Raw genomic sequence first — 4,424 nt, 5'->3', positions numbered from 1 at the left:
AGCGGGCGCGTCGCGGCCGAGCCGGCGGAGAGCTTGTTGCCCTTGTGGAACCAGCCGCAGCCGGTCGTGGAGAGGGCGATCGTCGCGGCCAGGAGCGAGGCGCGGACGGTGACGGACGTAAAGGACATGGAAGCTCCGGGTTCAGGCCGCGGCGGCGCCGAGGCAGGCGGTTTCGAGTTGCTGGACGAGGCCAGCCATCCGGGTCGCGGATTCGGCGTACGGCGCCGACAGGTCGGTCAGCGGCAGGCGCAGCCCCTGCCCGATCCCGAGCCTGGCGAGGATCGCCTTGACCGGAATCGGATTGGGCTCGACGCCCAGGAAGTCGTAGAGCTCCGCCATCGAGGCGTCGACGTCCTGCGCCTGCGGATCGCGGGCGCGCGCCAGGTCGGAAAGGCGGCGGAACATGGCCGGCACTACGTTGGAGGCCACGGAAATCACCCCGTCCGCGCCCAGCAGCATCGCGCGGCAGGCGGTGGGATCGTCGCCGGTCAGCACCGCGAAGTTGGGATCGCGCAGGGCGAGGAGCGCGGTCATGCGCTCCGGCTCGTTGCGGGCTTCCTTGATGCCGACGATGCGCGGATGGCCCGCGAGCTCGGAGACCGTCTCCGGCAGCAGGTCGCACCCCGTGCGGCCCGGCACGTTGTAGAGCACGACGGGCAATGCCGCGTCGTTCGCGACCGCGCGATAGTGCGCGACGAGCCCCGCCTGCGTCGGCCGCACGTACGGGGGCGTGACCACGAGCGCGGCATCCGCGCCCAGCGCCGCGGCACGGCGCGTGAGTTCGATCGTCTTGAGCGTGTTCGACAGGCCGGTGCCCGCGAGGACCGGAATGCGGCCGCCGACGGACTCCACGGCGATGCGCAGCAGAAGGTCGTACTCGGGGTCGAGAAGTGCCGCGGCTTCGCCGGTGGAACCAGCGACCACGATGGCCTGCGTGCCGCCCTCGAGCTGCATCCGCAGCAGGCGCCGCCAGGCGTCGAGGTCGAGTTCGCCGGACGCGTCGAAGGGCGTCGCCAGCGCGGTGATACTGCCGCTCAGTCGCAAGGAAGGCCTCCGCGGGCGCGGTACGGTCGGTGGGACGCGAATTATGCGCGTCCGGATGTTACTTGCGGCGAAAAACCGGCGGCAAGTATCCTGTCGGGCCCGCCGAAGCGGGTTTTCCCGCCGGCAGTTCCGCCGGATCCTCCCTCCCCTGCGCAGGCGCCGCCTTGAACGACACCGCTGCCCGGCCGTCGCCGAACGAAAACCACCTGATCATCAATGCGTACACGACGCACCCCGCGTCGCCGTTGCTGATGGTCACCCGGCGCATCGCCGACAGTGGCTGCAACATGGTGGACGCGCGCCTGTCGACCGTGGGCCGCGACGTCTCGGTCACGGCGCTCGCGGTGGGCTCGTGGGATTCCGTCGCGAAGCTCGAGGCCATGCTGACGCGCCTGGAGCGCGAGGAAGGGCTCAAGCTCGTCTGGTACCGCACCGGCCCCAAGCCCGTGCAGTCGAGCCTGCTGCCGTACGTGGTCGAGGTCGTCGCCGCGGACAAGCCCGGCATCCTGTTCCAGCTGGCCGACTTCTTCGACCGCCAGGGCATCACGATCGAGACCCTGCACTGCTCGCGCTACCGCGCGATGCAGACGGGCGCGGACATGTTCTCGGCGCAGCTCACCATCGGCGTGCCGTCGAGCATGCACATCGCCGCCCTTCGCGACGATTTCCTCGAATTCTGCGATCACCTGAACCTCGACGCGATCATGGATCCGATGAAGTTCTGATCGCGCCGGCGCGGTGCGCGCATCCTGCCGCCGTCCCCGCACGTAGTGCCGAGCGACCGCCCACGAGGACGACCCGCATGACCGCCAACACGATCGCGCCCGGCGACCGGGTTCCCGACCTGACCTTCGCGCTCTCGACCGGGGCTTCCGCCTCGTTCGCGGACTACCGCGGACGCTGGCTGGTGCTCTACTTCTATCCGAAGGACAGCACGCCCGGCTGCACGACCGAAGGCCTCGACTTCAACGCACGCTTCGCGGCGTTCGCCGAAGCCGGGGCGACGATCCTGGGCGTCTCGCGCGATTCGGTGAAATCGCACCAGAACTTCTGCGCGAAGCAGGGCTTCGCCTTCGACCTGGTCAGCGACGGCGACGAGGCCGCCTGCCGCGCGTTCGACGTGATCCGCGAAAAGTCGATGTACGGGCGCAAGGTGCTGGGCATCGAGCGCAGCACCTTCCTGATCGACCCCGAGGGCCGCGTGGCGCACGCCTGGCGCCCGGTGAAGGTCGCCGGGCACGCCGACGCCGTGCTCGCGCGGCTGCGCGAGCTGCAGGCCGCCTGAGCGCCTTCACCCACCGGCGACCGGGCGGTATGGTGCCCTTGTCGGCGCGCGACAGGCGCGCATCACGGAGCAGCAGATGACGTCAGGCAAGCGGATCTACGTGCTGGACACCAACGTCCTGATGCACGACCCGACCGCGTTGTTCCGGTTCGAGGAGCACGACGTCTACCTGCCGATGCAGGTGATCGAGGAGCTCGACCGCGGCAAGAAGGGCACGTCGGAGGCCAGCCGCAACGCGCGCCAGGCCAGCCGCTACCTCAACGAGTTGATCCAGTCGCGCGGCCACGAGGCGCTGACGGCCGGCGTGCCGCTGCTGCAGCCCGAAGGCCTGAACCTGCGCGGCCCGGAAAGCGTGGGCCGGCTGCGCTTCCAGACGGAAGCGAACGCGATCACGCCGAAGTTCGGCGCGGTCGTTCCCGACAACGCGATCCTCGGCGCGGTCGAAGCCCTCCAGGCGCGCGAGGGCGCCGTCGAGGTCGTGCTCGTCTCGAAGGACATCAACCTGCGGATCAAGGCCGCCATCGCCGGCCTCACGTCCGAGGACTACGAGAACGATCGGGCGCTCACCGACCTCGACCTGCTCTACACGGGCGTGACCGGCCTGCCCGAGGACTTCTGGTCCCGGCACAGCAAGGGCCTGCGCTCCTGGACGGAGCGCGGCCGGACGTTCTACGAGATCGCGCGACAGGACGGCGACGACTGGTACGCCAACCAGTTCCTGCACCTGCCGGGCGAGGAAGAGGCCGAACTGCGCGTCGTCGAGGTCGACGAGTCGAAGGTGCGCCTGCAGATCGTCGACGACTTCCGCCAGAAGCAACACGCGGTGTGGGGCATCACGGCGCGCAACCGCGAGCAGAATTTCGCGCTCAACGCACTGATGAATCCTGAAGTCGACTTCGTCTCGCTGCTTGGCACCGCCGGCACCGGCAAGACCCTGCTGGCGCTGGCGGCCGGCCTCGCGCAGACCATGGACCAGCAGATCTACCGCGAGATCATCATGACCCGCGCGACGGTGAGCGTCGGCGAGGACATCGGCTTCCTGCCGGGCACGGAGGAAGAGAAGATGACGCCGTGGATGGGCGCGCTCACCGACAACCTGGAGGTGCTCACCAGCAACCAGGAAGGCGGCAGCTGGGGACGCGCGGCCACGAACGACCTGCTCGCCTCGCGCATCAAGATCCGCTCGATGAACTTCATGCGCGGCCGCACGTTCCTGTCGCGTTACCTGATCCTCGACGAGGCGCAGAACCTCACGCCGAAGCAGATGAAGACGCTGATCACCCGGGCCGGCCCGGGCACCAAGATCGTCTGCCTCGGCAACCTCGAGCAGATCGACACGCCCTACCTCACCGAAACGACATCGGGCCTCACCTACGTGGTCGACCGGTTCAAGGCGTGGCCGCACAGCGCGCACATCACCCTGCGTCGCGGCGAGCGTTCGCGCCTGGCGGATTTCGCTTCCGACGTCCTGTGACGATCTCGGTACTCACCATCGCGGGCTCCGACTCCGGCGGCGGCGCGGGCATCCAGGCGGACCTCAAGACGTTCGCCGCGCACCGCGTGCACGGCCTCAGCGCGATCGCCGCCCTCACCGCGCAGAACACGCGCGGGGTGAGTGGCGTCGCGGTGACGGACCCGGCCTTCATCGCCGAGCAGATCGACGCCTGCTTCGCCGACTTCGACATCCGGGCGGTGAAGCTCGGCATGCTCGCCGACGCCGTCGTGATCAACGCGGTGTCGGATGCGCTCGAGCGCCAGCATCCGGTGCCGGTCGTGCTGGATCCGGTCATGGTGGCGACTTCGGGCGCGGCACTGCTCGATCCGGACGCCGTCGGCGCCCTGCTCGACCGCCTGCTGCCGATGGCGACGATCGTCACGCCGAACATCCCTGAAGCCGAGGTTCTGCTGGCGCGGCACATCGTCGACGCCGACGACGCACTCGAGGCGGCCCGGGCGCTGCTCGCCCGCGGCTGCAGGGGCGCGCTGGTCAAGGGCGGCCACCTGCGCGGCGGGCGTGCGGTGATCGACACGCTCGCGTTGCAGGGCGGGCGCGTGGAGCGATTCGAACATCCACGACTCGATCTCGAAGCGCACG

At 69.5% G+C, this 4,424-nt stretch carries 5 protein-coding genes; 4 read left to right on the top strand and 1 reads right to left on the bottom strand.

Annotation, left to right across the window (positions count from 1 at the left end; genetic code table 11):
- Window positions 1-141: 141 nt before the first annotated feature.
- Window positions 142-1,044, bottom strand: a complete 903-nt coding sequence (gene dapA, locus ACY35P_RS14950; RefSeq protein WP_462116630.1) for a 4-hydroxy-tetrahydrodipicolinate synthase — start codon at window positions 1,042-1,044, stop codon at window positions 142-144.
- A 164-nt stretch (window positions 1,045-1,208) separates the two neighbouring features.
- Between dapA and ACY35P_RS14945 the strand changes: the two genes are divergently transcribed.
- From ACY35P_RS14945 to thiD, 4 genes are all read left to right on the top strand, one after another.
- A complete protein-coding gene (locus ACY35P_RS14945; protein ID WP_462116629.1) occupies window positions 1,209-1,769 on the top strand; it encodes a glycine cleavage system transcriptional repressor in 561 nt (186 codons plus the stop codon).
- A gap of 77 nt (window positions 1,770-1,846) precedes the next feature.
- Window positions 1,847-2,329: a peroxiredoxin gene (locus tag ACY35P_RS14940; RefSeq protein ID WP_462116628.1), complete on the top strand. Its 483-nt coding sequence runs from the start codon at window positions 1,847-1,849 to the stop codon at window positions 2,327-2,329.
- 76 nt (window positions 2,330-2,405) lie between these two features.
- The gene (locus ACY35P_RS14935; protein ID WP_462116627.1) at window positions 2,406-3,803 is read left to right on the top strand and encodes a PhoH family protein; all 1,398 of its coding nucleotides are present in this window, start codon (window positions 2,406-2,408) and stop codon (window positions 3,801-3,803) included.
- Window positions 3,800-4,424, top strand: a 625-nt coding sequence (gene thiD / locus ACY35P_RS14930) for a bifunctional hydroxymethylpyrimidine kinase/phosphomethylpyrimidine kinase (protein ID WP_462116626.1), incomplete at its 3' end; no start/stop codon positions are given. The genes ACY35P_RS14935 and thiD, both read left to right, overlap by 4 nt.

Source organism: Lysobacter xanthus (genome assembly GCF_047159895.1).
The sequence above is the reverse complement of the archived record's forward strand: the minus strand, read 5'-3'. Positions and strand labels throughout refer to the sequence as shown.

What these genes read in the sequence shown, in the direction of transcription:
- ACY35P_RS14940 (WP_462116628.1), top strand. Translation starts at nt 1,847, where the DNA reads ATGACCGCCAACACGATCGCGCCCGGCGACCGGGTTCCCGACCTGACC.
- ACY35P_RS14935 (WP_462116627.1), top strand. Translation starts at nt 2,406, where the DNA reads ATGACGTCAGGCAAGCGGATCTACGTGCTGGACACCAACGTCCTGATG.